General features: G+C 42.0%; 25 protein-coding genes. 16 read left to right on the top strand and 9 right to left on the bottom strand.

The genetic code is table 11. The annotated features are described in order from the left end of the window. Nucleotides 1–12: 12 nt before the first annotated feature. Entirely contained in the window at nucleotides 13–1,332 is a 1,320-nt protein-coding gene (locus tag MHB41_RS18820) for a hypothetical protein (protein ID WP_061110352.1), read from the bottom strand. 295 nt (nucleotides 1,333–1,627) lie between these two features. Here MHB41_RS18820 and MHB41_RS18815 point away from each other — a divergent pair, with 295 nt between their 5' ends. From MHB41_RS18815 to wrbA, 10 genes are all read left to right on the top strand, one after another. Then, nucleotides 1,628–1,834 (top strand): DUF951 domain-containing protein, encoded by a 207-nt coding sequence (locus MHB41_RS18815; RefSeq protein WP_008347561.1) that lies wholly within the window; start codon nucleotides 1,628–1,630, stop codon nucleotides 1,832–1,834. Nucleotides 1,835–2,050: 216 nt separating this feature from the next. Beyond that, on the top strand, nucleotides 2,051–3,151 hold the full coding sequence (ychF, locus tag MHB41_RS18810) for a redox-regulated ATPase YchF (protein ID WP_024424059.1): 1,101 nt from the start codon (nucleotides 2,051–2,053) through the stop codon (nucleotides 3,149–3,151). 108 nt (nucleotides 3,152–3,259) lie between these two features. Then, nucleotides 3,260–3,547, top strand: coding sequence for a 30S ribosomal protein S6 (gene rpsF / locus MHB41_RS18805; protein ID WP_024424058.1), 288 nt, complete (start codon nucleotides 3,260–3,262; stop codon nucleotides 3,545–3,547). Nucleotides 3,548–3,583: 36 nt separating this feature from the next. Beyond that, nucleotides 3,584–4,126, top strand: a complete 543-nt coding sequence (gene ssbA, locus MHB41_RS18800; RefSeq protein WP_007497456.1) for a single-stranded DNA-binding protein SsbA — start codon at nucleotides 3,584–3,586, stop codon at nucleotides 4,124–4,126. Between the two features lie 40 nt (nucleotides 4,127–4,166). Next, nucleotides 4,167–4,406, top strand: coding sequence for a 30S ribosomal protein S18 (gene rpsR, locus MHB41_RS18795; protein ID WP_008359105.1), 240 nt, complete (start codon nucleotides 4,167–4,169; stop codon nucleotides 4,404–4,406). 203 nt (nucleotides 4,407–4,609) lie between these two features. Beyond that, nucleotides 4,610–5,575 (top strand): ABC transporter ATP-binding protein, encoded by a 966-nt coding sequence (locus tag MHB41_RS18790; RefSeq protein WP_034283633.1) that lies wholly within the window; start codon nucleotides 4,610–4,612, stop codon nucleotides 5,573–5,575. Further along, nucleotides 5,568–7,085, top strand: a complete 1,518-nt coding sequence (gene opuFB / locus MHB41_RS18785) for an osmoprotectant update ABC transporter permease/substrate-binding subunit OpuFB (RefSeq protein WP_061110351.1) — start codon at nucleotides 5,568–5,570, stop codon at nucleotides 7,083–7,085. Before MHB41_RS18790 ends, opuFB begins: the two co-directional genes overlap by 8 nt. A gap of 191 nt (nucleotides 7,086–7,276) precedes the next feature. Beyond that, nucleotides 7,277–8,248: a ring-cleaving dioxygenase gene (locus tag MHB41_RS18780; protein WP_034667828.1), complete on the top strand. Its 972-nt coding sequence runs from the start codon at nucleotides 7,277–7,279 to the stop codon at nucleotides 8,246–8,248. After that, nucleotides 8,245–8,853 carry an alpha/beta hydrolase gene (locus tag MHB41_RS18775; RefSeq protein ID WP_034622294.1) on the top strand — a complete coding sequence of 203 codons (609 nt, stop codon included), beginning with the start codon at nucleotides 8,245–8,247 and terminating at the stop codon, nucleotides 8,851–8,853. Before MHB41_RS18780 ends, MHB41_RS18775 begins: the two co-directional genes overlap by 4 nt. A 72-nt stretch (nucleotides 8,854–8,925) precedes the next feature. Next, complete coding sequence (wrbA, locus tag MHB41_RS18770) at nucleotides 8,926–9,540, top strand: NAD(P)H:quinone oxidoreductase (RefSeq protein WP_034283654.1); 615 nt, start codon at nucleotides 8,926–8,928, stop codon at nucleotides 9,538–9,540. A 49-nt stretch (nucleotides 9,541–9,589) separates the two neighbouring features. Here wrbA and katX read toward each other — a convergent pair whose 3' ends face one another. Further along, nucleotides 9,590–11,179, bottom strand: a complete 1,590-nt coding sequence (katX, locus tag MHB41_RS18765) for a catalase KatX (RefSeq protein ID WP_064498946.1) — start codon at nucleotides 11,177–11,179, stop codon at nucleotides 9,590–9,592. Between the two features lie 105 nt (nucleotides 11,180–11,284). On the opposite strand from katX, the gene MHB41_RS18760 reads away from it, so the two are divergent. From MHB41_RS18760 to MHB41_RS18750, 3 genes are all read left to right on the top strand, one after another. Beyond that, nucleotides 11,285–11,944 carry an aspartate/glutamate racemase family protein gene (locus MHB41_RS18760; RefSeq protein ID WP_340899583.1) on the top strand — a complete coding sequence of 220 codons (660 nt, stop codon included), beginning with the start codon at nucleotides 11,285–11,287 and terminating at the stop codon, nucleotides 11,942–11,944. 148 nt (nucleotides 11,945–12,092) lie between these two features. Continuing rightward, the gene (locus MHB41_RS18755; protein ID WP_034283625.1) at nucleotides 12,093–12,587 is read left to right on the top strand and encodes an RNA polymerase sigma factor; all 495 of its coding nucleotides are present in this window, start codon (nucleotides 12,093–12,095) and stop codon (nucleotides 12,585–12,587) included. Beyond that, nucleotides 12,588–13,445, top strand: a complete 858-nt coding sequence (locus MHB41_RS18750) for a DUF3298 and DUF4163 domain-containing protein (RefSeq protein ID WP_034283623.1) — start codon at nucleotides 12,588–12,590, stop codon at nucleotides 13,443–13,445. A 54-nt stretch (nucleotides 13,446–13,499) separates the two neighbouring features. Here the strand turns inward: MHB41_RS18750 and MHB41_RS18745 are convergent, their stop codons facing one another. Then, entirely contained in the window at nucleotides 13,500–14,426 is a 927-nt protein-coding gene (locus tag MHB41_RS18745; protein WP_061110349.1) for a manganese-dependent inorganic pyrophosphatase, read from the bottom strand. Between the two features lie 303 nt (nucleotides 14,427–14,729). On the opposite strand from MHB41_RS18745, the gene MHB41_RS18740 reads away from it, so the two are divergent. The 3 genes from MHB41_RS18740 to rplI are packed head-to-tail and all read left to right on the top strand — an operon-like array spanning nucleotide 14,730 to nucleotide 18,124. Beyond that, nucleotides 14,730–15,668, top strand: a complete 939-nt coding sequence (locus MHB41_RS18740) for a YybS family protein (RefSeq protein WP_217008622.1) — start codon at nucleotides 14,730–14,732, stop codon at nucleotides 15,666–15,668. Between the two features lie 30 nt (nucleotides 15,669–15,698). Continuing rightward, nucleotides 15,699–17,678: a DHH family phosphoesterase gene (locus tag MHB41_RS18735; protein ID WP_041118447.1), complete on the top strand. Its 1,980-nt coding sequence runs from the start codon at nucleotides 15,699–15,701 to the stop codon at nucleotides 17,676–17,678. Continuing rightward, nucleotides 17,675–18,124 (top strand): 50S ribosomal protein L9, encoded by a 450-nt coding sequence (rplI, locus tag MHB41_RS18730; RefSeq protein WP_008359128.1) that lies wholly within the window; start codon nucleotides 17,675–17,677, stop codon nucleotides 18,122–18,124. The genes MHB41_RS18735 and rplI overlap by 4 nt, the downstream gene beginning before the upstream one ends. 40 nt (nucleotides 18,125–18,164) lie before the next feature. Here rplI and MHB41_RS18725 read toward each other — a convergent pair whose 3' ends face one another. The 6 genes from MHB41_RS18725 to MHB41_RS18700 all read right to left on the bottom strand — a co-directional run bounded on the left by MHB41_RS18725 (nucleotide 18,165) and on the right by MHB41_RS18700 (nucleotide 23,490). Next, nucleotides 18,165–19,379 carry an MFS transporter gene (locus tag MHB41_RS18725; RefSeq protein WP_034283619.1) on the bottom strand — a complete coding sequence of 405 codons (1,215 nt, stop codon included), beginning with the start codon at nucleotides 19,377–19,379 and terminating at the stop codon, nucleotides 18,165–18,167. 22 nt (nucleotides 19,380–19,401) lie between these two features. Next, nucleotides 19,402–19,548: a YycC family protein gene (locus tag MHB41_RS18720; protein WP_064498621.1), complete on the bottom strand. Its 147-nt coding sequence runs from the start codon at nucleotides 19,546–19,548 to the stop codon at nucleotides 19,402–19,404. Nucleotides 19,549–19,620: 72 nt separating this feature from the next. Then, nucleotides 19,621–20,355, bottom strand: a complete 735-nt coding sequence (locus MHB41_RS18715) for an alpha/beta hydrolase-fold protein (RefSeq protein ID WP_034283617.1) — start codon at nucleotides 20,353–20,355, stop codon at nucleotides 19,621–19,623. Between the two features lie 94 nt (nucleotides 20,356–20,449). Further along, nucleotides 20,450–21,415 (bottom strand): iron-hydroxamate ABC transporter substrate-binding protein, encoded by a 966-nt coding sequence (locus MHB41_RS18710; RefSeq protein ID WP_340899587.1) that lies wholly within the window; start codon nucleotides 21,413–21,415, stop codon nucleotides 20,450–20,452. Between the two features lie 98 nt (nucleotides 21,416–21,513). Then, nucleotides 21,514–23,139, bottom strand: coding sequence for a helix-turn-helix domain-containing protein (locus tag MHB41_RS18705; protein ID WP_254001524.1), 1,626 nt, complete (start codon nucleotides 23,137–23,139; stop codon nucleotides 21,514–21,516). Between the two features lie 123 nt (nucleotides 23,140–23,262). Further along, nucleotides 23,263–23,490, bottom strand: a complete 228-nt coding sequence (locus tag MHB41_RS18700; RefSeq protein WP_025093680.1) for an MbtH family protein — start codon at nucleotides 23,488–23,490, stop codon at nucleotides 23,263–23,265. Nucleotides 23,491–23,493: the final 3 nt, after the last annotated feature.

Below are 23,493 nucleotides of genomic sequence, written 5' to 3'. Positions count from 1 at the left end.
ATGACTCCTTTCTTAATGAATACCCATTTGCATCGCAAGGCGTCTATCTGCCTTGGCGTAGTCATCACCCATTGTATACATATGTCTTGAAAGAGCAGAAAGCTCTTGTTCGTAATCCCTCAGGGTGTACAAGGCATTCAGCTGTTTTTCGTGTGAATAAAAGGAGGAATGCGACTGTTCCATCCTCACTTCGTCTACCAGTGCTTCCACATCACTATGACTTAATAAATCATAGTGGCCAAAGCCTACGAGTCCTTTAAGCTCTTGTTTTACATGATGGACGGCGTCTTTTACACTTTCATCAATTCCATCGATTTTTTCAAATACAGTGTGCACTTCATGTTCAATAATGCTTTGCAGATCATAGGATGAATTTTTTAGTAAATGGGATTTTATGATAATTTCAAGTCCGTTTTGTGCATATGCACGTCCAGAATGAATTTCTTGCAGCAGCATGGCTGTAAAACTTGTATTATGATCAAGCTGTTCATCTAAAATACGGGCGGATCCATTCGGATGGAATGAATATCCATTTGCTTTGAATTCTCCTGAAACGAGAGCTAAAAAAGCATTTGTATCAAAGGATTCGTTCCATTCTATATTCATAGATGCAAAAGCTGATTTTAAAAAGGTGTCAATTTCCCTTTTTTTGTATTTAACGGATTCTTGGACTGAGTCTTGCTGCCGTGGCGGTACGGTGTACTTGACTTGCCCAACTCCTTGATCATGGCGATTGAGTAAACCGACGTAATGACTAGGCTGAATATATTCAATCAACATGCGTGTATATTGACCTTGCTGCGCCTTTTGCTGAATCGAAGGCGACAGGCTGCTCCATATATTTGGGCTGTCAAAGGTGACGGCTTTTTTGACAGCTGGCTGTTCTGTTGCAACATAAGCACAAACAGCACCGGCAAGTGCTTGTCCAGTGAGATGGATACCTGCATTCGGATGCTTCTGACAGACTTTCTCTATGTATTCCTTCCCTTTAAAAAAGACATGGTCTTGATTGCCATCAAGGGACTTTCTTTCAATTGGATAGGCATAGTCTGTTTTGAGTAATGACTGTGCCGCGTTGTGTACATCTTGCTTAGATGTCACCGTCATTTGGTTTGGCAGTGGACAGTGAAAAGCGACGATGAATTCATCTGATTGTTCTGGCTGCATTGTTAAACCATATATTTTATGGTCGATCTTTAGAAAATCGTGGACAGTGAGTGTTTGCTGACCTATTTCTATCGTATGGTGCTGCTGGTAATTGTCGATATTTCCAGCATGATCGGATATGATTTTATATTCTTTATCAGTTAATCTATCCTTTCGATTGACCATCGTACCTGCTCCCTCACATAACATTTATGCAGATATCATAAATCAAAAAATATGGAAAAACCACCGCGTTCTACCAATAAAAACCTTTTGACCTACAGTGTTTGTGACAATATTGAAAAAAAACGGAGTTTAAGTAACTATTGGTCACAAATAAAATGATCTAAAAGAAGGGTTTTTTCTCTAAAAAAGAATAGGATGAACGATTGAAAGAGACTCTTTGTTTTGTGCATTGCCCTTCATCGCCGTTTTTTTGTACAATAGATTCAATGAAGTGAGCAAGGAGAGGTGAAGGCTGATGGCAGACAAAGCGTTTGGGTTACATGATGTTGTAGAAATGAAAAAGCCCCATCCATGTGGTGCCAATCGGTGGAAGGTCATTCGTTTGGGCATGGATATCCGTATTAAATGTGAAGGCTGCGGACACAGCGTGATGATCCCAAGAAGAGATTTTGAACGAAAAATGAAGAAAATTCTCGTCAAGCATGAGGAGCCAACTGCTTAAGTAGGCCTCATGCTTTTTTCATTAAATTTGTCTTTTCTACAGTAAAGCCAGGTGCAATTTCTCGTTTTGAAGCATTGATTTATTCTTTTTGACGATGTTTCTTCTATTGAAAATGCATGGTGGTTAGCTTGTCTTTTCATGTAAACCTACTTATAATTGCTCTAGGTTCATATTACGCAGTATAACGAGCACGTTTGATATAGAGGAGATGAAAGAATGGCTTTAACAGCTGGTATTGTTGGCTTACCTAACGTCGGGAAGTCAACGCTATTTAATGCAATTACACAGGCTGGAGCGGAGTCTGCTAACTATCCGTTTTGTACCATTGATCCAAACGTCGGAATTGTAGAAGTTCCTGACGAGCGTTTACAAAAGCTAACAGAATTGGTGCAGCCGAAAAAGACAGTTCCCACTGCTTTCGAATTCACTGATATTGCGGGTATTGTCAAAGGTGCATCTAAAGGTGAAGGTTTAGGGAATAAATTCCTTTCTCATATTCGTCAAGTAGATGCGATTTGTCACGTGGTCAGAGCTTTTGCAGACGATAACATTACACACGTAGCTGGTAAGGTTGATCCTGTAGCAGATATTGAAACGATTAATCTAGAATTAATTTTGGCTGATTTAGAAACAGTTGAAAAGCGTTTAGCTCGTGTGAGTAAGCTCGCAAAACAAAAGGACAAGGAAGCAGTAGCTGAATTTGAGATTTTGTCGAAGCTAATGAACGCATTTGAAGCTGGGAAATCGGCAAGATCTGTAGAATTTACAGATGAACAGCAAAAGCTTGTGAAACAGCTTCATTTACTCACATCTAAACCAGTTCTTTATGTAGCAAATGTGAGTGAGGATGAAGTAGCGGATCATGAGGGCAACGAATATGTGCAGCAAATCCGTGAGTTTGCTTCTGGTGAAAACGCTGAAGTCATCGTCGTTTGTGCAAAGATCGAGTCTGAAATTGCAGAGCTTGAAGGAGAAGAGAAGCAAATGTTCCTTGAAGAGCTTGGTATTAATGAGTCAGGGCTTGATCAGCTAATTAGAGCATCTTATTCACTTCTAGGATTAGCTACGTATTTCACAGCAGGTGAGCAAGAGGTACGTGCTTGGACATTTAAAAAAGGAATGAAAGCGCCAGAATGTGCTGGAATCATCCACACAGACTTTGAGCGTGGATTTATTCGTGCTGAAACGGTTGCGTATGAGGATTTACTAGCTGGCGGAAGCATGTCTGCTGCTAAAGAAGCAGGAAAAGTTCGTCTAGAAGGCAAAGAATATGTAGTGAAAGATGGAGACGTCATTCATTTCCGTTTTAATGTATAGGTTCTTGTCATAGGCCAAGTGATTTGTTATAATATACAATTGTGAGTAATATAATTTATTGCTCCTTGCCCGTTTAGGGCCGCTTAGACCAAAAGGAGGTGCAATCAGATGAGAAAGTACGAAGTTATGTACATCATCCGCCCAACAGTTGACGATGAGGCTAAAAAAGCAGTTATCGAGCGTTTCAATAACGTGTTAACTTCTAACGGTGCGGAGATCACTGGAACAAAGGATTGGGGTAAACGTCGTCTTGCATACGAAATCAATGATTTCCGTGACGGTTTCTACCAAATCGTAAACGTTCAATCTGACGCTGCAGCAGTTCAAGAATTTGACCGCTTAGCTAAGATCAGTGACGATATCATTCGACACATTGTTGTTAAAGAAGAAGTATAAATCATTGAAATATATATTTAAAGGTGGTCTTTCAATATGCTAAACCGTGTTGTATTGGTCGGAAGACTAACAAAAGACCCTGAGCTTCGCTACACGCCTAATGGTGCGGCTGTAGCCACGTTTACTCTAGCTGTGAATCGTACGTTTACGAATCAATCTGGAGAGCGTGAAGCCGATTTCATTAACTGTGTTACTTGGAGAAGACAAGCCGAGAACGTGGCTAATTTCTTGAAAAAAGGAAGTCTTGCCGGTGTAGACGGTCGTTTGCAGACAAGAAACTATGAAAATCAGCAAGGACAGCGTGTCTTCGTGACAGAGGTTCAAGCTGAAAGTGTTCAATTTCTTGAGCCTAAGAGCGGCGGTGCTGGTTCAGGTGGATACAGCGGCGGTGGCAATAGCGGAGGCCAGTATTATGGCGGTAGCCAAAACGATCAGAATCCATTTGGAAATGAACCAAGTCAAAATCCATATGGCAATCAAAACAACCAAAATCGTAATCAGGGAAATAGCTTTAATGATGACCCATTTGCGAACGATGGTAAACCGATTGACATCTCCGATGATGATTTGCCATTCTAATTGATCTGAAAAAATGACTAAAGGAAAGGTGTGAAAACAAATGGCAGGTGGACGCAGAGGCGGTCGTGCGAAACGTCGTAAAGTATGTTTCTTTACTTCTAACGGTATCACGCACATCGATTACAAAGATGTTGATCTTCTTAGAAAGTTTGTTTCTGAGCGTGGTAAAATTTTACCTCGTCGTGTAACAGGAACTAGCGCTAAGTATCAACGTAAATTGACTTTAGCGATCAAAAGATCACGTCAAATGGCATTACTTCCATACGTTACTGGTGAGTAAGTCGTTGACTTAAAAAGCGGAGAGCCCCGGGCTCTTCGCTTTTTTTATTTTCCTCACTGTGAATCCCATCTATTTTTGCTAGAGTTGTTTTTGACAGTCAACCTAGGGGAAGTATGTAAAAGTGACAGTTTATTCTATACAAATATGAGGTTGATCTGTCATATTGGTAGTCTAGAAAATAATTGCAGTCAGGGCGTGGGAAGATGATTGAATTTAATAAGGTATCGATGCAATTTTCTGATGAGCGCTATGCCGTTCAATCTGTTGATTTGGAGATTCAGCAAGGTGAGTTTTTTGTATTGATTGGACCTAGTGGCAGCGGAAAAACGACGACATTGAAAATGATCAATCGTCTCATTTCTTCTACAGAAGGTGAGATTTACATAAAGGGTCAAAAAATAAGTGATTTTGATATGTATGAGCTGCGCTGGGATATCGGTTATGTTCTGCAGCAAATTGCGCTTTTTCCTCATATGACCATAGAAGAAAATATTGCTGTGGTGCCAGAGCTTAAACAATGGAGCCGGAATGAGACCAATCAGCGTGTCCATGAACTCATGTTGATGGTCGGGCTTGATCCTGCTATGTATCGGCATCGAAAGCCAGCAGAGCTCTCTGGTGGACAGCAGCAGCGTGTCGGTGTGGCACGTGCACTTGCAGCTGATCCTGAGATTGTCCTGATGGATGAACCTTTTAGTGCGTTAGATCCACTAACGAGGGAGAAATTGCAGGATGATCTGCTTGATTTGCAGCGCCGCATACAAAAAACCATTGTTTTTGTGACGCATGATATGCAGGAAGCTATGAAGCTGGGTGATCGGATTTGTGTGATGAATGAAGGAAAAGTAGTGCAGATCGGACGTCCTGAGGAATTGGTTCAACATCCAGCCAATGCCTTTGTAAAGGAGTTTGTTTCAGGGGCTGCCCGCCATGTGGGACATCAAGCTTTCGAGCTGGAAACCTTGGCCCAACCGATGGCTCACGAAGCTCTTTTCCTCTATGAGGCGGTCTCAGCAGATGCCACACTGGATGAAGCCTTGTCTCTATTGGCAAAGCACGAGGAATTGGCTGTTGAAAAGAATGGAGAGCGGATTGGACTAGTGAATCGTCAAGCAGTGATTCAGTTTTTAGCTGATTCTTCTAAAGAGAGGGGCGAGTCACATGAATGATTGGACCCGTGTGTTTTGGGAACGCAAAGAACAATTGGGGCACGCCTTACTTGAGCATATTCAAATTTCTTTTATTGCTTTATTTTTAGCGATTTTGATTGCCATTCCATTAGGTATCTATTTAACGAGGGTTCCAAAGCTAGCGGAGTGGGTCATTGGGGTGACGGCTGTCTTGCAAACGATTCCGTCGCTTGCACTTCTTGGCTTGCTGATTCCTCTCGTGGGGATTGGGCAAGTGCCTGCGATTATTGCGCTTGTGGTCTATGCCTTACTCCCTATTTTAAGAAATACATATACAGGCATTCAGGAGGTCGATCCTTCCCTGAGAGAAGCAGCGCTTGCCATGGGGATGAATCATCGCAAACGGTTATTAAAGGTAGAGCTTCCACTTGCCATGCCAGTCATTATGGCGGGTATCCGAACCGGGATGGTACTCATTGTGGGGACCGCCACTCTGGCAGCACTGATCGGAGCTGGGGGATTAGGAAGCTTAATTCTGCTGGGAATTGATCGAAATGATATGTCGCTCATTGTCATTGGTGCGATACCAGCAGCCTTACTCGCACTTTTATTTGATGTGGTGCTGCGAACCTTTGAGAAAATTTCCTTTAAAAAGACTGTGATCGCTGTGACTGTTTTTGCTCTCATTGCAGGAGCAGTTGTCGCTGCCCCCTCGCTGTTTCAGCAAGAAAAGAAAGAAATCACCATTGGCGGGAAGTTAGGATCAGAGCCTGAGATTTTGATCTCGATGTATAAGCTTTTAATTGAACAGGATACAGATATTCAAGTGAATCTGAAGCCCGGTCTTGGTAAAACGTCCTTTGTTTTCCAGGCATTACGCTCTGGTGATATTGACATTTATCCCGAGTTTACGGGTACAGCGATTTCTGAATTCCTCAAAGAAACAGCAAAAAGCACAGATAAAAGAAAAGTGTATGAGCAAGCGCGGCGTGGATTGGAATCGTCCTTTCAGCTCCGTCTTCTTGAGCCCATGGCATACAACAATACGTATGCTTTAGCCGTGCCGCAGTCACTGGCTGATCAATATGAAGTGTCCAACATTTCAGATTTAGGTAAGATCAAAAACCGCATAAAAGCTGGATTCACCTTAGAGTTTTCTGATCGTCAGGATGGGTATCGAGGCATTCAAAAAGCTTATCAATTTTCCTTTGACGATGTTGTGACGATGGAGCCGAAGCTACGGTATCGTGCGATTCAAAAAGGAGATATCAATTTAGTCGATGCGTATTCGACAGACAGTGAATTGAGACAATACAAATTAAAGGTGCTTCATGATGATCAGCATGTTTTCCCGCCATATCAAGGAGCACCGCTGCTCAGGCAGGAGACATTAACTGAATTCCCTGAGATTGAGACCTCTCTCAATAAGCTTGCGGGTCAAATCACAGACGATGAGATGAGAGAAATGAATTATGAAGTCAATGTGAAGGGGAAGGATGCATTTCAGGTAGCGAAGGCCTATTTAAAAAAGAAAAAATTGTTGAAATAATCAAGGGAAAGCAGGGCTGTTTTATGCAAAACAGCTCTGCTTTTTTAAAAGAAAAACAAAAATCATTGACATTTACTTAAAAACATCATATCCTTAATTCGAGATAAATATATTTTTTTGATCTAATATCTCGAATTCGAGATAATATAAAGACGTCAGTAAAGACATAATGAATAGAGGCTTATTACTTCATGATTAGGAGGTCATTAGAAGTGAAAAAAACAGAAGGAATTCACCATATTACAGCTATTGTCGGTCATCCTCAGGAGAACGTTGATTTTTATGCAGGTGTTTTAGGACTTCGTCTCGTGAAGAAGACCGTGAATTTTGATGATCCGGGCACATACCATTTATATTTTGGAAATGAAGGCGGCTCTCCAGGGACCATTATTACGTTTTTCCCTTGGCCGGGGGCACAAAAAGGTCAAATTGGTGCAGGGCAAGTGGGCGTGACGACATATGTCGTACCGACAGGCGCTTTTTCTTTCTGGAAGGATCGTCTTGAGCAGTTTAATGTCTCTTATGAAATGGTTGAACGTTTTGGGGAAGCTTTTCTCTCATTTGAAGATCCACACGGCTTATTGATTGAGCTAGTAGAGCGTGCGGAAGGAAAGCAAAACGAGTGGACATTTAACGGTGTCACACCAGATGTAGCGATTAAAGGATTTGGCGGAGCTGTTTTATTAACTTCGCATCCGGAGCAAACAATGCAGCTGCTAGAGCAAACGATGGGACTTGAACGAGTCGGAGAAGAAGGAGACTATGTGAGATTCCGTTCGTTTGGTGAAATAGGCAATGTCATTGATGTGAACATCACACCTGTTCCACGAGGACGTATGGGTGTTGGAGTTGTGCACCATATTGCATGGAGAGCAACAGATGATCAGGATCAATTAGATTGGCAAAGACATATTGCACAAAGCGGGTATCAAGTGACACCTGTGCAAGATCGAAATTATTTTAATGCTATTTATTTTAGAGAGCTTGGCGGCATATTATTTGAGATTGCTACTGATCCTCCAGGGTTTGCACACGACGAATCAGTGGAAACAATGGGTGAAGCATTGAAACTGCCACCGCAATATGAGGCACAGCGCAGTCAGATTGAACAAATTGTACTGCCAATTGAAGTGAGAGAAGTTAAAGGGAAAGGAGATTCATGATGAAGCATCTTTTTCGAAAAGGAAAGAATGAACAAAGACCTGTCCTGTTATTACTGCATGGAACTGGCGGGACAGAAGAAGATTTATTGCCGCTTGCACAGATAGTAGATCCTGATGCATCTGTTCTTAGTGTGAGAGGGAATGTATTAGAAAACGGCATGCCGCGTTTTTTCAGACGTTTGGCAGAGGGTGTATTTGATGAGCAGGATTTGATTGAGCGTACAGAGGAACTATATACATTTATCGGCGAAGCAGCTGATGAATATGGGTTTGATCGTCACAATGTGGTGGCTATCGGATATTCCAATGGGGCAAACATTGCTGGAAGCTTGTTATTCCATTATGGGGATGCTTTAAAAGGAGCTATCCTGCATCATCCAATGGTTCCAAGACGCGGGGTTTCGTTGCCTTCATTAGCGGGGAAACAAGTCTTTATAGCAGCTGGTGAAAATGACCCAATGTGCCGTCCAGAGGAATCACAAGAGCTGGAGCAATTGCTCCAGGGTGCAGGCGCATCGGTTACACTTCATTGGGAAAATCGCGGACATCAGCTAACGAGAGAAGAAGTCGATGCTGCGGCTTTATGGTATCGTCGTCAATTTTAAATAAGGTGGGGAATACAGGTGGGATTTTTACAGAAGCTTTTTGGGCAAAACAAACAAAAGGAGCTGGAACAAATGGAAAACGTAAAATTAGCGATTATTTATTATAGTTCAACAGGTACAAACTATCAGATGGCGAAATGGGCTGAAGCTGGAGCAAAAGAAGCTGGTGCAGAGGTCAAAGTATTAAAGGTTGCTGAATTGGCACCAGAAGCAGTTGTCGCTTCAAATCCAGCATGGAAAGCACATTTAGACGAAACAAAGGATGTGCCAGAGGTTCAATTAAGTGATTTAGAGTGGGCAGATGCCATCATCTTTAGCATGCCGACACGTTTCGGTAACCTGCCAGCTCAAATGAAGCAGTTCTTAGATACAACAGGCGGCTTGTGGTTCCAAGGTAAATTGGCAAACAAAGCAGTCAGCGCGATGACTTCAGCTCAAAACGCAAATGGCGGACAGGAGCAGACGGTTCTCAGCCTATATACGACGATGTTCCACTGGGGAGCCATTATTGCCGCTCCTGGATACACAGATGATTCCTTATACGGTGCAGGGGGCAACCCTTATGGCGTAAGTGTCACTGTTGACCAAAATGGAAAAATCCAAGAGGATGCAGAAGCAGCTGTGAAACATCAGGCAAAACGTACAGTCAATGTGGCAGAATGGATCAAAAAAGGTCAAAACGCTTAATAGATGTATACAAAAAGAATGCAGCCTCGCCGCTGCATTCTTTTTTTCATTAATAAGGATCTGATGGTGTGCTGTTGTTGATGGCTTCGTCCACGGCTTGAGCAGCGCCTGTAGAGCCGATAGGTCCGCTTGGCTGCTCTTGTTTAAAGGCTTTTAAGCCGTCAGCGACACGTTTTCCGTAATCAGGGTCTGCTTTTGTAAAGTTTTCAATCATTTGGTCTTGAATGTCCTTTTGACATGTCGCAAGAGTATTGACTAAGTTCTTAATCAGTTCCTCACGCTCCCAATCATTAAAACGGCGATACGTTTCTCCCGCTTGTCCAAAGTTGTTTGGGCGGTCAATGGCTTCTCGTTTGACTTCACCTTCTACAAAAGGCGTATGATCCTTTCCATCCTGTTTGGCTTCTTTTAATCCTCCGAGGATCGACGGCTCATAATTCACATGAGGGTTTTGGCCTTTGCCTTGATCGACATGGTATTCCATTTGCCCGTCTCGCTGATTGGTGGCGACATGCTTTTTCGGTGCATTGATCGGCAGCTGTAAATAGTTTGGCCCTACACGATATCGCTGCGTGTCAGAGTAGGAGAAGGTACGGCCTTGAAGCAATTTATCATCTGAGAAATCTAAACCGTCTACGAGTACGCCAGTCCCAAAGGCAACCTGCTCGACTTCTGCGAAATAGTTTTCTGGATTTTTGTTTAATACCATCCGTCCGATTGGTTTCCATGGATAGTCATCCTTGTACCAAAGCTTTGTCGGGTCTAGCGGGTCAAAGTCGAGGTGAGGGTGGGCATCATCTTCCATGATCTGTGCATATACCTCCCATTCAGGATAATCTCCTTGCTCAATCGCTTCATATAAATCCTGTGTGGCATGGTTAAAATTTTCTCCCTGGATCGCTTGCGCCTGTTCTTGGGTCAGGTTGCGAATGCCTTGTTTCGGTTCAAAATGATATTTAACCAGCACCGCTTTTCCTTCATGGTTGACCCATTTGTACGCATGGACACCTGAGCCTTGCATGTGCCGGTATGTAGCTGGGATGCCCCATGGTGAAAAGAGAAATGTCACCATATGCGTCGCCTCAGGTGATTGTGAGACAAAATCAAAAATACGCTCGCCGTCCTGACGATTGGTGACAGGATCTGGCTTAAAGGCATGAACCAAATCAGGGAACTTTAAAGCATCTCGGATAAAGAAAATTTTCAGGTTGTTCCCTACGAGATCCCAGTTGCCTTCCTCTGTATAAAATTTAATCGCAAACCCTCTCGGATCACGTAATGTTTCTGGCGAATGACCGCCGTGAATCACAGAAGAAAAACGAACGAAAACAGGCGTCTTTTTCCCTTTTTCCTGAAATAATTTCGCTCTCGTATAGGTGGAGATGGGTTCATCACCAAATGTGCCGTAGGCTTCAAAATAACCGTGAGCTCCAGCACCGCGTGCATGAACGACACGTTCAGGGATGCGTTCACGATCAAAATGACTGATTTTCTCTAGGAAATCGTAGTTTTCAAGCGTAGTGGGTCCTCTATTCCCAACAGTTCTCATATTTTGATTGTCTGTTACGGGATGACCTTGCCGATTCGTTAACGTTTCTTCTGACTCTGAAGATGGTTTAGGCTGTTGATCTTCTTTCAATTCGAATCCCTCCTTCAATATCTCCCTAACAATATGGTCATGTTTCTCCCTATTTCATACAAGGATTGATATAATGATTGAAAACTTTCACGAGGAGCAAACCAGATGATTCGATTACACTGCCTTCACGCCCATCCGTCCAATCAGTCATATATAGAAGATGTTTTTGGTGATACAGATGTTGATTTGCATCACACAGTCGATTCATCATTTATAGAACGCGCCACTCAAGATCCTGCATTTGATCAATACAAGCAGCAAACGTATGCTATCAACAGATTAAAGCAAGAAAGTGAAGCCGATCTCATTCTGCTCACGTGTACACAATACATTGCTGCTCTAGGTGATCAGCAGCACCTTTTCAAACAACCGATTGTTCCGATCGATGAACCGTTATTTGAGATGATTTGTGAGAAACAAGGGCCTCTTCAACTGGTGTTTTCCAACCCAGATACAGTGGAAGGGACGATGCAGCGGCTTGAATCATATGCCACAGAGCGGGGCAAACAGGTTGAAGTGGAATTGGTTGTGATGGAGGATGCCTTTCATCTCTGTCTAAACGGTGATATGCAAGCCTATGATGAACAAATCAAGGAGCAGCTGAGAAGATGTATGAAGCAAAAAGGGAAAGACATTTGTGTGATGCAGCTTTCGATGGTTCATGCGGCACAGGAGATGGAGCAGGAGACAGGCGTTCCTATCATTCATCCGCTTTCTTCACTAAAACAGTTTGTTCATCAAACAATATCCGCTTGGAAAGAGTGAACCCCTCAGGTTCGCTCTTTTTGTATAGGAACGTAAATGTGATGACATGTTAAAAAATAATCGAGCGCAAACTATTTTCAAAAGGTGCGCGTCTATCCAATGTAAGAAATAACAGATGCGCATTTAAGATAAAGGAGCTCTTTGTAAAATGAAGAAACGAAAAATAGACGATCAATTTGCGGATTACGTCATGGAACATAAACACAGTTTTTATCGGTTGTCCTATAGTTATGTCAAAAACCCAGAAGATGCTATGGATGTTGTTCAAGAGGCCATTCATAAAGCACTCAAATCTGTTCACCGATTAGAGGATGCGAGCAAGATGCATAGCTGGTTTTATAAAATCGTGGTGAACGCTGCCCTAGACTTTTTACGAAAGAAGAAGCGGGTGCAGGTGACAGATGATGATACGCTTGAATTCTTATCCCAGGGCGAATCAGATGTATACGAGGATCAAGACGTCAAACGGGCTATAGAGGATTTGCCTGAGATGTATCGGGTCATCATTATTTTGAGATTCTTTGAAGATTTAAAACTAGAGGACATCGCCCAGATTCTCGATGAAAATGAAAACACCATTAAAACAAGACTATATAAGGCGCTGCGGCTTTTAAAAGTAGAATTATCACAGGAGGAAATATAAATGGATAAGTATTTGGAACATTTAAAGGATGAATATTTAGAAATCCCTATTCCACCGGAATATGATGCGATGGTTGAACGAACGTTAAAAAGAAAAAATAAAAAACCTCATTTTCAGCAATGGACAATAGGACTTGTTGCGGCGGCAGCTCTTTTTGTCACAACGGTTAATGTCAGTCCACAGGCAGCAAGAGCGATTTCAGAGGTGCCTGTCATTGGCGAGCTGGTGAAAGTCGTAACGTTTACAGAATTTAAAAAGAGCGATCAAGGAACGAATATTGATCTTAAAACACCACACGTTTCAGGACTTGGGGACGGAACATTACAAGACAGCCTGAATCAAAAATATTTAGCTGAAAACAAAAAGCTGTATCAAGATTTTGAAAAGGAAACAAAGGGGTATAAAAATGGTCATTTAAGTGTTGAGAGCGGTTATGAAGTGAGAACGAACAATGATCAAATCCTTTCACTAGGCCGATACAAGGTGACGACTCAGGCTTCTGCGGCAGAGGAAATGACATATGATACGGTTGATAAGAAAAACCATGTCCTGATTACATTACCAAGCCTGTTTAAAGATGACCGTTATATTGATGTAATTAGTGAAAATATTAAAGAACAAATGAAGAAACAGATGAAAGAGGATTCAAACAAAATGTATTGGATTGGCAAGCAAGATATGGCGGAACCATTTAAGAAAATTAAGCCGGATCAAAACTTCTATATCAATTCAAAAGGAAAGCTTGTGATTTCCTTTAATGAATATGATGTGGCACCTGGCTACATGGGTGTTGTTGAATTCACGATTCCAACAAGCGTGCTAAAGGATGTTCTCGTTAGTGATATGTATATTCATTAAAAAGAATATAGACAAAAAAGACTGCTGAATGATTCAGCAGTCTTGTCGTGTTGATTAAGAAAGTGCGTCTGTCAGCGCAGGTACGACTTGTTTCTTTCTTGATACAACACCTTTTAGTAAAGCTGTGTTGTTTTCAAGCGTGACGTTAAATGCTTTTTCTACTTTTGCTGCTTCAGCACCGAGTGCAAGAGCAAGGGAGTCATTTTCTAAAATGTCTGTGATGACTAAAACAAATAGATCAAGACCTTTTGCTGCAATGACTTCATTGATTTTCGCTTCAATGTCAGCCTGTCTTGCTGTCACTTCAGCAATATCTACTGTATTGACTTGTGCAATTTCGACTTTGCTTTTGCCTAGTGCGAATTCTTTTGCATCAAGTGTAATTAATTCTTGAACCGTTTTTTGGCTTAGATCAGCGCCTGCTTTGAGCATATCTAGGCCGTAAACTTCTGGATCTACCCCTGCGATTTTTGCAAGCTCATGTGCAGCATCAATATCTTGCTGTGTGCATGTTGGGGATTTGAATAATAAGGAATCAGAAATGATCGCAGATAAAAGCAAACCAGCGATTTCTTTTTCAATCTTCACTTGGTTTTCTTTATACATTTTGTTTAAGATCGTTGCTGTACAGCCTACAGGCTCTGCACGATAGTAAAGAGGTTCACTTGTTTCAAAGTTGGCAATACGGTGGTGGTCAATGACCTCAGTTACTTGTACTTGATCAATATCGCTTACACTTTGCTGGAATTCGTTATGATCGACAAGAATGACTTGCTTTGTTTCATTTGCAGCCGTTTCAATGAAACGAGGTGCTTCTTGTTTAAAGAAATCTAATGCGTATTGTGTTTCTCCATTGATTTCTCCAAGTCTGACGGCTTCTGCCTGAACGCCGATTTTGTTTTTCAGATCAGCGTAAGCAATAGCAGAACAAATCGTGTCTGTGTCAGGATTTTTGTGTCCGAATACGAGTGTTTTTCCCATGTGAATTCTCCTTCTTACATTTATTGATGATGTTTCTATTCTAACAGCTTTTGACCTTGAATTCAGGGTTTATAGCTAAGAATAATCTAAAAAATTGTAACATGCTGTTTGAAAACTTGCATGTTCGGTTCCCTATCGGTGTTCCACGTGAAACGCTCCCAGGACAGCCTGCATTTTACTTGAGATTTACCGCTATGGTAAAATAAAGGTTGGGGCAAGACATGATGGAGCTGACATCATACGTATACATAGAAGTACACATTGAGCAAGATATAGACAAAAGGATTGGATAGAGGTGAAGGTGTGAAACAAACAAAAGCGTTAGTAGAGGGCGCAATCATGATGAGTATTTTTGCGGTCATGATGCTGTTTTATTTGTATGTGCCGCTTTTATCTATTATTTTCTTTCTAGCTGCTCCGATTCCGATCATCCTCTATACAATCAGACACGGCTTGAAAAAAGGAATTGCTGCTGGCGCTATTGGCATAGTGATCAGCTTTTTAATTGGGTCTATGGCTGGACTCATGAGTGCACCTATCTTAATTGCCGTCGGATTGGGCATGGGTGTTTTCTACAGCAGAAGGCAGCCTGGGAATGCCATCATTACAGGTGCGCTGCTTTATTTATTCAGTATTCTCATCTCCTTTGTTGTCAGTGTCCAGCTCTTTCAAATCGATATTATGAATATTGCGAAAGAGTCGATTGAGCAAATGATGCCGATGGTAGAGAGTGTTTTAAAGCAATCCGGGGCTTCTGAAAAGGACATAGCTAAACAGCTCAAACAGTTTAAAGAGATGCAGGATACGGCATTAAGTGCTTTACCTGTAGCGTTATTGATTTTGGTGACGCTGATGGCTTTTGTGAATCACTGGTTCGTGCGGCCTTTGCTCAAACGGTTTGTTTCAGACATGCCGTCCTTGAAGAAATTTAAGGATATGCGGCTGCCAAAAAGCATGGTATGGTATTATTTACTCACATTGCTTTTGATGCTGATTCAGACGGAAAAAGGCAGCTTTTTATGGCTCGTTCAAACGAGTGCGTTTCAAATTTTATTTATACTGGTGCTTATTCAGGGATTTTTTTTTCTCTTCTATTATTGCCACGAAAAAAACATCTCAAAAGCGGTACCCATTTTCGCTGTCGTGTTAACGGTTTTCTTTCCGCCAATCGGTGTGATTGTGCGAATTATAGGGATTGCTGACATAGGCTTTGATTTAAGAGAAAAAGTAAAAAACAAATAATTCACTCTGAATGTTGAGGAGTTGATATCAGTGCCAAGCTTCTATAGAAAACCTGTCATCAAGTATCCGATCTTCGCGTTAATTGTTCTTGCGGTGGTCACAGTCCTCCTCAACCTTTATTTCAATTGGATCATAGGAGCAGTTGGTCTTATCGTCCTTGCAGGTGTGCTCTACTTCTTAAAGTGGGCAGATACGCAAGTGCAGAAAGAGATTGATTCATATATTTCAACATTATCCTATCGAGTCAAAAAGGTTGGAGAAGAAGCATTAATGGAGATGCCAATTGGTATTATGCTGTTTAATGACCAGTATTATATCGAATGGACCAATCCGTTTCTCGCTTCGTGCTTTCATGAGAGCACACTTGTCGGCAGATCCTTGTACGATACATTCGAGTCTATTGTGCCTCTTATTAAACAAGAGGTCGAGACCGAAAATGTGACGCTGAATGACCGGAAATTCAAAGTCATTATTAAACGGTCAGAGCGCCTTTTATATTTCTTTGATGTCACGGAACAGGTGCAGATTGAACGACAGTACGAAAATGAACGAACGGTGTTATCTTATATCTTTTTAGACAACTACGACGATGTCACGCAGGGCCTTGATGATCAAGTGCGCAGCGCGATTAATAGTGAAGTGACGTCTTTGCTCAACAATTGGGCACAAGAATACGGTATTTTCCTGAAGAGAATTTCGTCTGAACGATTTATGGCGGTTCTAAATGAGAGCATTTTAGCTGAGCTTGAAGCGTCAAAATTCTCCATTTTAGACGAGGTCCGTGAGAAAACAGGGGCACATAGTGCGACGCTTACTCTAAGTATCGGGATCGGTGCGTCCGTTCCTTCCTTGAAAGAGCTTGGAGCACTTGCGCAGTCGAGTCTTGACCTTGCCCTCGGACGAGGCGGGGATCAGGTCGCCATTAAACAGCCGAATGGAAAAGTGAAATTCTACGGTGGAAAAACGAATCCAATGGAGAAACGGACACGCGTACGCGCACGGGTCATTTCTCATGCTTTAAAAGAAATTGTATCTGAAAGCGGCAATGTCATGATCATGGGGCATAAGTTCCCAGACATGGACTCGATCGGTGCATCCATTGGGATTTTAAAGGTCGCCCAGGCCAATGGAAAAGAAGGCTATATTGTCATTGATGCCAATCAGATTGGCGACAGTGTTCAACGCTTAATTAGTGAAATTAAAAATTATGAAGAGCTTTGGTCACGTTTTATCACCCCAGAGGAAGCAATGGAGCTTGCAAAGGATGATACATTGCTTGTCGTCGTGGATACACATAAACCGTCTCTCGTTATGGAAGAACGGCTGCTGAATAAGATTGAAAATGTCGTGGTCATTGACCATCATAGACGCGGCGAGGAATTTATCCGTGATCCTTTACTTGTTTATATGGAGCCGTATGCTTCATCTACAGCAGAGCTTGTGACAGAGCTTTTAGAGTATCAGCCGAAGAAATTACGGATTAACATGATTGAGGCGACTGCGCTTCTGGCTGGGATCATCGTTGATACGAAGAGTTTCTCCCTGAGAACGGGGTCAAGAACGTTCGATGCAGCATCCTACCTTCGTGCAAAGGGAGCAGATCCTGTCCTTGTGCAAAAGTTCTTAAAAGAAACCGTCGATCATTACATCAAACGAGCAAAACTCATTCAGCATACAGAACTGTATCAAAATCAGGTGGCCATTGCTTCATTGCCATCTGACAGGTCGGAGTATTATGATCAAATTACGATTGCCCAGACAGCGGATTCCCTGTTGTCAATGAGTGAGGTAGAAGCGTCATTTGCTGTCGCTAGACGAGATGACGACACAGTATGCATTAGTGCCAGATCATTAGGGGAAATCAACGTTCAAATTATTATGGAAGCATTAGACGGCGGCGGTCATTTGACTAACGCTGCTACCCAGATTTATGGTATAACCATTGAAGAAGCGGTAGGGAAATTAAAGGCTGCCATAGACGAATATTTCGAAGGAGGGGTTCAAAGATGAAAGTCATCTTTCTAAAAGACGTAAAAGGCAAAGGGAAAAAAGGCGAAGTCAAGAATGTAGCTGACGGATACGCGCACAACTTTCTCATCAAACAAGGGTTAGCTGTTGAAGCAACTCCAACGAACCTAAGCGCATTGGAAGGGCAGAAAAACAAAGAGAAAAAGAATGCCATCCAAGAGCTTGAACAAGCAAAACAATTAAAAGAAACACTTGAGGCGTTAACAGTGGAACTCACTGCAAAATCAGGTGAAGGCGGCCGTTTGTTTGGCTCGATTACAAGCAAACAAATCGCTGATAAATTGCAAAAAGATCATCAAATTAAACTCGATAAGCGTAAAATCGAGCTGAATGACGCCATCCGTGCATTAGGTTACACAAATGTACCGGTGAAGCTTCATCCAGAGGTACAAGCAACGTTAAAGGTACATGTGACAGAGCAGGCATAAGTAGAAAAGAACCCGTCTCACGAGGAGGCGGGTTCTTTTTTTATGAAGGATCTGAAATATAGACACTGCGTCCAGCACGCATACCGGATAAAAACATGAAAAATAGGATGATGATAAAGATGATAATCGCTGGTGTCCATGTATGTGTGGAATCAAAAAGGATACCAATCATGAACGGCCCAACAGCAGCTAATAAATAACCGAGAGACTGCGCCATTCCAGAGAGGGCAGCTGCTTGTTCCATATTGGTTGTACGTAAACCGATAAATGTGAGGGCAAGACTGATACTGGCCCCTTGTCCAATGCCGATCAATAGAACAGAGATGACAAGGATAGGCGTCGATCCTCCGAGGAGAAGTCCAATCATGCCGAGTAAATACACAAGGACAAGGCCGGCGACAAGCGGTCTTTGCGTTTTTAATTTTTCTGCAAAAACGGGCGTTAAGAAGGTGGATGGCAGCCCAACAAACTGCATAATGGACAGCATCCAGCCAGCTGTCGACAGGTTCATTCCATGGGATGTTAAGATATCAGGAAACCATGCGATGCTGCTATAGAAAAGGAATGACTGCAACCCCATAAAAAAGGTCACCTGCCATGCAACACGTGAACGCCATATTGGCTGCTCTGTAAGAGAAATACTTTTGACGGCCGCTGTATTCTGATGAAGAAGCTGCGGCGCCCAAACCATCATGGCGAGAAGGGCAAGTCCAGCCCATACAAGGAATGATGTATTCCAGCCGCCAGGCATCGTATGACTGAGCGGAACACTGACACCTGATGCAAGTGCAGCGAAGACGGACATTGAAGTTGTATATACACTTGTCATCAAGCCTGCATGTGCAGGAAATTTATGCTTCACAAGCCCCGGTAAGAGCACATTACAAATCGCAATTCCAACGCCGACCAGCGCTGTTCCAATCATTAAGAAGGTGATGGAGCCAAACGAGCGAATCACAATCCCAAAGAGAAGGACGGCAAGTCCAAGCCAGAGGGTTCGTTCATTGCCAAGTCGTTTTCCGATTTTAGGTGCAATTGGAGAAAGCAATGCGAATGAGAGCAGTGGTAATGTCGTAAGAAAACCCGCCAGTCCATTTGAAAGCTGTAAATCGGAACGAATCGCGCCGATAACAGGGCCAACGGATGTAATGGCAGGCCGAAGATTAAATGCAATAAGCAAAATCCCAGCAATCAGCAGGATGGTTTGTCCTGTACTGCGAGGATGTAATGTTGATTTTTCTAGTTGTTGTTCCATGAATGTAAACTCCTTTATTTCTTTAAGAAGAACGATCTTTCTTCTGTTCAAGCTCCGCTAATTTAGCTAATAAGATATGCTGCGGCATATGCATGATTTGTTCTAACGGTACATTGAGTGATGCAGCAAGCTTTTGTGCGGTATCGGCTGAGATTTGTAAAGGTCTCATGCGCAAATCCCTCCTCTTTCAATCTATACGTTCCAATATATCATATTGGCTTTGTGCCATGCTGATAAAAAATTAGCGTTCTCTTTGATAAAACCACTTTAGGGCCGATAAGAAATTTTTTTGAAATTGTTTCAGATGATGGCCCTCCCCTTGTTCGATGTGATATTGCAGCTGCCTTTCTTGCATCCCTTTCTGTAATAAAAGGTCATGCAGTTGTTTGTTGAATAAAGGCATGTGCTGTTGAGCAGATGTTTTGCCTTTCCCTTCTTCACTGCCTACAGACAAATAAATAAAGTGATCCACACACTGAATGCTTTGTTGTTTAGCAAACGGTAGAAAATCTTGATACCAAAATGACCCGGAGATCGATGCGATGTTTTTAAAAAGATCAGGGTGCATGAATAAAGTATAAATAGCAAACAGCCCGCCTAATGAAGCACCTACGTGGCTATGTTCATGACAGGTCTCTTGAACTGGATATTCTCTTTTGATATATGGGAGTAAGTCATTCGCTAAAAATGACACATACGTCTGTGCCTCACCTTTAAAGTCAGGAAACCCAGATCGCAGTGATGACGCCTTCCATGGTGTATATTCGTCAAGTCGATTGAATGGGTGTATGCCGACAATGATGATTGGCGAGATGGTTTTGGTTTCGATCATTCTTTCGATCTCTAGCAGGTGTGTTCTAAACAAAGAAGAGCCATCTTGTACAAAGACAGCTGGAACATCAATAGAGGTGTCCTGTGGAAGGTAAATATCAAGCTGACGCCCATTAAACTCATCATATAGAAACGTTCCGTTCATGTGTATCCTCTCCTAAAGGTTTTCAACTGCGTTGAAAAGAAGACAAAGGGCTAAACAATTTAGCCCTTTGTCAAAAATCTGATTACGCATCTGTTTAGTTGTTTTGATCTAACCATTTGACAGCCTTATCAAGGAAGGTTGTTTTGCTTAGTGCTGTTCCTCCTTGAAGCATAGGATCAACGGCATTTTCATTGATGTGCCCATTTTTCACAGCTTTTAGGCTTGTCCAAATTTTATTTTTCTCTAAGTCCTTCAATGCATTTGGATTCGATGAGTTTTCCTCTTTAGAGAACTGAACAAAAATATAGTCAGGATTGAGTTCGCCTAGGCGCTCCAATGAAATCAATGCTTGTGCTTTGGCTTTTTTGATATCACTTGGTGCTGTAAATCCTAAGTCCCCATATAAGGTAGAGTTGAAGTATACGTCTTCAGGGTAAACGTACAGGTCGCCCTGTCTAATGCGCAAAATGACAGCTGTTTTGTTGCTGCTTTTGTCTTTCAGGGTTTCTTTCGCTTGTTTGAGATCTTTCTGATAATCAGAAATGATGTTTTTCGCTTCTTTACTTTTTCCAGTCAGTTCACCGAGTAATAATAGATTGCTTTCCCAGTCAGAAGAGACATGGGATACTGGGATCGTCGTTTGGACTTTATCCAATTTTTTAATTGTTGCAGGCGGGAACTTGGTTGATCCGAGTATCACATCTGGTTTTAGTTTTAGGATTTTTTCCAGGTTCGGTTCTGTTTTTTCACCGATACCTTCTGTTTTCGCTGTAATGTCTTTAAATAATTCAGGGAATGTGCCGCCTACAGTAGAAGCACCAATAGGCTCGATACCAAGTAATTTTGCATCTTCCATTGATTCAAGGCTTCCAGCAATGACAATTCGTTTCACTGGTGTTTTGAGTTTGTACGTTTGATCTAAGTAGTTGATATATGTTTCTGCTGTTTCAGCTGACTTGCTTTTGGTCGTGTTTGAAGCAGGTTTATTTTCTGCAGCACCACAGGCTGCTGCGGTGATCGTCATGATACAAAGGATAAGCAATGCGAACCATTTTTTCATTTGTTTTCTCCTTTAACTGATAATTGTTCTCAATTAAAGATTGTAGTAGTCTTTTGTCCTTTTATCCATAGACAATGATCTGTCAAATGATGGACTTTTTACGGAAAAAAAGATAAAAGGTCCTGAATGACTCGTTGATGACTGGCTGCTGTGTATTCACGCCAAGGGTCAGAAGTGAGCGGATAGACGGCTTGCTGCGTCACAGCCTTGAGATTTTGCCAAGACTCCTGCTGTTTTAATTTTTGATAAAAAGCAATGGTTTTTGGCTCCTTATGCAGGAAGAGGAAGATGGCGTCTGGATCTAGCTGTTGTATAGAGCGAATGCTGATTTTCTTTTCTATTAGCTGGCCGTCATTCTGAAAAGCTGGCAGAAGGCCAATATCTTGAAAAATTACTTCTGACATGGTGCGATTCACAGACAAATAGAGCTGATCTTGAAAGATACGAAGAGGCAGGACGGTTTTTGGTGGATGATCAAAAAGGCATGCCTTTTTCGCTTGAATGACGAGTTCCTCGTAATGAATCAGCCATTCTTCTGCTTCGTTCGCTTCATTTAGGAACGTAGCTGTTTGTTTGAATTGAGTGCGCCAATCTAATTGTGTGAATGGAACAAAGTGAACAGGACAGATGGTTTTTAACACTTGTTTTTCTTCCTCTGTCACATGATCATTGGCAATGATCAGCTCAGGTTTTGTTTCTTTTAATAGCTGTAAATTGGCTTCAGCGTGCTCGTTGATCCGATGTGCACTCAGGTGAATCGGAATTTCTTCTGCATGATGCTCAAAATCATGTGCTGTCCACTTAGGGTGAAGAGGGGCAGCATATGGGATGATATGAATGGGTGTGAGCTGGCCGAGTATGGAATGGCCATAGGCTGCAATTTTCCGCTGACGGCTTTTCATATAAGTTGAAGGGGTTATGCCCGTTTTTTTCTTAAAGATGCGGCTGAAGTAATACGGATCTTGATAGCCGATTTCCAGTGCAATGTCTTTGAGCTTTGCGTTGCCTTTTGCCATTAATTGTTTGGCTCTAGCCATCCTTTTTTTGGTGATATAATCAGTGACACTCACATCAAAATGCTTTTTAAATAGCTCGCTGTAATGATTGGCGCTGATGCCAGCCATATGAGATAGACTTGTCAGGCTGAGGGGTTCTTCGGAATGTTGATCGATATATTGTTTTGTTTTGAAAAGGGCATGTGCCGTGTCACAAATATCTTCTTTATGCAGTGTGAAAAGCTGCATAATGAGCTGCTGAAAAAGAGTTTGGCTTCTAAAAAAGCTAATGGATTCAGGTCTTTGCCATTCCTCTGTCATATCGGATAATAAAGAATGAATATGTTCAATCGAGCTAATATCGATAAATTGCCATTTATTCAGTAAAGAACGGGCATGTTCCGTTGATACTTCTCCTATGTTTTGATTTTGCAGCGTGTAGAGCTGAAAGCGAAACAGATAGAGCTCGTGTTTTTGATAAGGCTCTGTTTTTAACATAAATGTTTCCCCAGGCATGATTGTATAGAGTGTCAGATGTTTCAATCGCCATTTTTGATCGTTCAATGTGAGTAAACCGCTGCCGCTTATGCTGAAGAGGAGGCAGAATGTATCTGATAGCTGCTGCTCTGTATGTGGAAGCTCTGCATTATTTATTTTTTCAGTATATGTTAATCGGTAGATGAATTGTTCGGCATTTGCCAATGTACGTAATTGATTGTTGTTTCCCATAAAACCACCTGATCTCTTATTGATTGATAAACATTCTCAATTAAATTGTAGCAGAAAGAGCTGAAAGATAGTGATGTTTATTCTGTCAAAAAAGCACCCTGATGGAGATCAGGGTGCGGTGATTTATTCCGTTTTTCCATGTGCTAGCGCAGGTTCTTTTGTTAAGCTTAATGGCCGCAAGTCCTGCCAGTGTGTCTGGATATAATCGATGCAGGCATTTCTAGTGTCTTCACCAAAGACCTTTTCCCATCCATCTGGCACTGGTGCAAATGATGGCCAAAGTGAATGCTGTCCTTGTTCATTGACCAGCACAAGAAATACACCGTCTTCACGATCAAAGGGATTTGTCATTTG

This window comes from Bacillus sp. FSL H7-0578 (assembly GCF_038630855.1).
Lineage (GTDB): Bacteria > Bacillota > Bacilli > Bacillales > Bacillaceae > Bacillus > Bacillus safensis.
Note: the sequence above shows the minus strand (reverse complement) of the source record. Positions and strands in the feature narration are given on the sequence as shown.